The sequence below is a fragment of the Streptomyces silaceus genome (assembly GCF_001419745.1).
Lineage (GTDB): Bacteria > Actinomycetota > Actinomycetes > Streptomycetales > Streptomycetaceae > Streptomyces > Streptomyces silaceus.
Genome location: NZ_LIRJ01000236.1, coordinates 1 through 4,210 on the forward strand (window position 1 = coordinate 1; position 4,210 = coordinate 4,210).

3 protein-coding genes, 1 tRNA gene and 1 rRNA gene are annotated in these 4,210 nt (G+C 70.5%); 3 read left to right on the forward strand and 2 right to left on the reverse strand.

Going from position 1 to position 4,210, the window contains the following annotated elements; genetic code table 11:
- The first annotated feature begins 54 nt into the window (after positions 1–54).
- Both rrf and AOK22_RS22275 read left to right on the forward strand, forming a co-directional pair.
- A 5S ribosomal RNA gene (rrf, locus tag AOK22_RS22270) occupies positions 55–171 on the forward strand.
- A gap of 116 nt (positions 172–287) precedes the next feature.
- Entirely contained in the window at positions 288–950 is a 663-nt protein-coding gene (locus tag AOK22_RS22275; protein WP_055700477.1) for a DegT/DnrJ/EryC1/StrS family aminotransferase, read from the forward strand.
- Between the two features lie 7 nt (positions 951–957).
- Here the strand turns inward: AOK22_RS22275 and AOK22_RS22280 are convergent, their stop codons facing one another.
- Positions 958–1,887, reverse strand: a complete 930-nt coding sequence (locus AOK22_RS22280) for a CE1 family esterase (protein ID WP_079036745.1) — start codon at positions 1,885–1,887, stop codon at positions 958–960.
- A gap of 117 nt (positions 1,888–2,004) precedes the next feature.
- Here AOK22_RS22280 and AOK22_RS22285 point away from each other — a divergent pair.
- Positions 2,005–2,077 (forward strand) — tRNA-Thr (locus tag AOK22_RS22285).
- A 128-nt stretch (positions 2,078–2,205) separates the two neighbouring features.
- Here AOK22_RS22285 and AOK22_RS22290 read toward each other — a convergent pair.
- A partial coding sequence (locus tag AOK22_RS22290; RefSeq protein WP_055700478.1) for a SpoIIE family protein phosphatase occupies positions 2,206–4,210 on the reverse strand: 2,005 nt, incomplete at its 5' end.

A 4,210-nucleotide genomic window follows, 5' to 3' on the forward strand; every position in this document is an offset into this window, starting at 1 on the left:
AACCACGAACAACCCCATGTGCCACACATGGTGCGGTTGTCAGTTTCATAGTGTTTCGGTGGTCATAGCGTGAGGGAAACGCCCGGTTACATTCCGAACCCGGAAGCTAAGCCTCACAGCGCCGATGGTACTGCAGGGGGGACCCTGTGGGAGAGTAGGATGCCGCCGAACTCATCTTATGAAGAGCTGGTCCCTGAACTTCGGTTCAGGGACCAGCTCTTTTTTGTTTTGCGTCACTTGCCGTTCACGTTGCGCAGCCAACATCCGCAGACATGGGGACAGTTGGAATGTTGCGCGCCGCGGATGTCGGTACCGGTGACGAGGTCGTCGTGCCGGCCTTCGGGAACGCCGAGGTAGCCGAGTCGGTGGTCCTCGCCGGAGCAGTGCCCGTCTTCGCCGACATCGACCCGGCGACATACTGCCTCGACCCCGAGGCCGTCGCCGCCGTCATCACGTCACGTACGGCAGCCGTCGTCGCCGTACACCGGTTCGGCCACCAGGCCGACGTACCGCGGCTGCGGGAGCTCGGGCGGAGGCACGGGCTCCTCGTCCTGGAGCAGGGCGAGTCCGCGGCTCCGTACGAAGGGCTGGAGCGCCGGCGGGCGCACGCCGCGTATCTCACCGGGCGGCTCAGCGGCGTCGTCACGCCCGAGGGCGGCGAGGGGCACAGCCACCAGCAGTACGTCGTGCGGGTGCCCGGGAACGGGCGGCCCGACCGGGACGCGTTCGCACGTGCCGTACGCGCCAAGGGAATCGACTGCCGGGTGCCCGTGAAGACTCCCGTGCATCGCATGCCGGACTTCTGGCGGGACGTACACCTGCCGGAGACCGAGCGGGCCGCGGACGAGACGCTGGCGCTGCCCGCCGGCGCGTCGATGTCGCGTCGCGATCTGCAGCGCGTCGTGTCCGCCTGCAACGCGCTCGGCGGGCTCCTGCAGCCCGCGTTCTAGGACCCGTTCAATTCCCGTCACCGCTCTCGCGGCGGTGGGATGCGAAGAAGTCCCATATGAGGTCCGTCGCGTTGACGCCGGCGGTCGGGTCGGACATGCCGCCGCCCGCGCCGTTCGGCCAGGAGTGGCCCATCTCGGGCAGCCGGTAGACGACGACGTTCGAACCGTCACGGCACTTCGCTGTCGTCCTCTTGATCCTGTTCTTCAAGGTGTCGGCCTTGGCCTGCTCGCAGGACAGGCGCTTCTGCCAGGACGTGATGCCCGCGTCCATGCCGGCGTAGTGCTCGTCGAGGCCGCCGATGAAGGTGATCACCGAGACCGGGGTCCTCGGCAGGTACGAGGCCTTCGCCGCGTCGGTGCCGAGATAGCCGCCGCTGACCGGCGCGACGGCCGCGAAGGTGCCGGGGAGTTCCACGGCGAGCTTGTACGACATGTCGCCGCCGTTGGAGATGCCCGTGGCGTAGACGCGGTCGGGATCGGCGTTCCACGTGCCGGTCAGCCGTTTCGTGATCGTACGGATGAAGCCCACGTCGTCCTCGGTGCCGCAGCAGATCATGGCGTTGAAGCCGCGGTTGAGGCCGTCGGGATAGACGACGAGGAAGTTCTCCTTGTCCGCCTTGGCGCTGAGGCCGCTGATGGCGGCCGCGGCCCGGCCGTCGGCCGGATAGGGGTGCAGCGCGATCACGAGAGGGAGCTTCCGCGCGTGGGTGTAACCGGGTGGGGCGTGGACGGTGTAGACGCGCTTCTCGCCCTTCCCGGAGAGCGTGACCTTCTGGTCGCCGGGGCGTGGGGATTCCTTCGCCGTCGGCTTCTTCGTGGGCCTCGCGTTCGAGGTGTCCTCGTCGTCGCCGGATCCGCAGGCCGCGAGGGGCAGAAGGAGAGCGACGAGGGCCGTGGGGAGCGCCTTTCGCGGGGGCGTACCACGTCGGGTGGTCATGGGCGCAGCGTCGCAGCGGAGGTGCGGGCGGTCCAGAGGAAGGGGCGGTTCGAGGCGCCTCCGATTTCAGGTATGATCTATTTCGTTGCCGCGGGGAAAACCGCGAAAACGGAGCAGGCCCCTATAGCTCAGTCGGTAGAGCGTCTCCATGGTAAGGAGAAGGTCAGCGGTTCGATTCCGCTTGGGGGCTCAAGTGACAAAGGCCTCCGCCCAGTTGGGCGGGGGCCTTTGTGCTGTCCACGGACGTATGACCTGTGGGGCGGGGGTTCTCCCGGGATGTGGGGCGGGGGCATCTCCTGGGAGATGCCCCCGGTGCGTTCATTCCTTGTGCAGGCCCGGGACGCGCATCGCGAGGATCGCCATGTCGTCGGACGGGGCGTCCGTGGCGAAGCGCTCGACTGCGCGCATGATGCGGGCCGCGACCGCGCCGGCCGTCAGGCCCGTACAGGTCGTCAGGACGTCGGCGAGGCCGTCGTCGCCCAGCATGCGGGTGCCCTCGCGGCGTTCGGTCACGCCGTCCGTCACGCAGAGCAGGACGTCGCCGGGGTCGAGCGTCATCGTCTGCTCGTACAGCTCCAGGTCGTCCATGACGCCCAGCAGGGGCTGCGGTTCGGCGTACGGCTCGACCGTGCCGTCCTGGCGCAGGCGGAGCGGGAGCGGGTGGCCGGCACAGACGATCTTCAGGACGGCCGAGCCGTCCTCCTGGGGCCACAGCTCGCCGTAGAGAAGGGTGAGGAAGCGGCTGCGGGCGCCCTCGTCCAGGATCGCGGCGTTCAGGCGCTCCAGGACGGCGGGGCCGCCGAAGCCCTCGCGGGCGAGCAGGCGCAGGGCGTGGCGGGCGAGGCCCGTGACGGCCGCGGCCTCCGGGCCGGTGCCGCAGACGTCGCCGATCGCGAAGCCGTACGCGCCGTCGCGGATGGGGAAGAGGTCGTAGAAGTCGCCGCCGACTTCGTTGCCCTCGCCGGCCGCGCGGTAGATGACCTCGACCTCGACGCCCGGGATCTGCGGGAGCTCCGGGGGCAGCAGGCTGCGCTGGAGGGACTGGCTGATGGCCATGCGCTCGGAGTAGAGACGGGCGTTGTCGAGGGCGAGAGCCGCTCGGCGGGAGAGATCTTCGGCCAATTCCAGGATCTCTTGGCGGAAGTGTTCTTCGGAGGGCTTGCCGAGCGTGAGCATGCCGATGACGCGGTTGCGGGCGACCAGGGGGAGGACCACGGTCTCGCCGCCGACGGCCGACGCCGTGGAGAGCGTCGTGCCGATGCCGGAGGCCACGCTCATGGGCTCGCCCAGGCCCAGGCTGCGCATGGAGGTGCGCAGGGCCGCCTGGTGGGCGGCTTCGGAGGGAGCCGTCCAGACGCGGGCGCCCGGGGTGGGGACCGGGTCCGGCGGGGCGATCTTGGCGAGGAGGGCCTTGAGGCCGTCGATGCGCTCCTCGTCCTCGTGCAGGACGTACGAGAGGTAGGGCTCGGCGGACTGGTCGGCGATGGTGTAGACGGCGCACCAGGTGGCGAGCGTGGGGACCGTCATCTGGGCCATGAGGGCCAGGGTCTGGTCGCGGTCGAGGGTGCCGGCGAGCAGGTCGGAGGCCTCGACGAGGAAGGAAAGGGAGCCGCGGCGGAGCCTTTCCAGCTCGCCCAGGCGCGCGGACTCCACGGCGAGGGCGATGCGGTCGGCGGCGAACTGGAGGCGGAGGGCCTCTTCGTTCGAGTACCGGCCCGCGGCCTCGGCGGCGACGCCCAGGGAGCCCGTGAGGCGGCCCTCGACCTTCAGCGGGACGGTGACGACGGAGCGCATGCCCGTGCCGGTGAGGAGGGGGACCGCGCCCGGTACGACGGTGAGGTCCTCGTGGACGGCCGGCATGCGGGCGGAGCCGTAGCGTCCGGGGGAGGCCTCGACCTGGACGCGGGCGAAGCGCTGGCGGGCGGAGGGCAGGCCCGTGGAGGCGCGGACCTCCAGCTCGGTCTCGTCGTCGGTGGCCAGGAGCAGGAAGGCGGCGTCGCCGTCGAGCATGTCGCGGGCGCGCTCGACGGTGCGCTGGAGCAGGCCGTCGAGGTCGTCGGGGGCGGGGGAGCCGATGAAGACCTCGAAGGGGTCCGTGGCGTTCGGCTCGCTGAGGGTGGCCTGCTCGGGGGTGCCGCCGCGCAGCGGGGTCTGGAGGACGGCGCGCTCGTCGTCGCGTACGAGGAGGCAGACCGTGGAGGGTTCGCCGTCGGTGTCGCGGACGCGCAGGTGGGAGGCGTAGACGGGGATGACGCGGCCGTGGGCGCCGCGGACGCCGTAGCTGCCTTCCCAGCGGGAGAGTTGGAGCGCCTCGGCGATGCCG

Bases quoted from the DNA above. Each gene is read 5' to 3' on its own strand.
- AOK22_RS22280 (WP_079036745.1), bottom strand. From the start codon at position 1,887: ATGACCACCCGACGTGGTACGCCCCCGCGAAAGGCGCTCCCCACGGCC.
- AOK22_RS22275 (WP_055700477.1), top strand. From the start codon at position 288: ATGTTGCGCGCCGCGGATGTCGGTACCGGTGACGAGGTCGTCGTGCCG.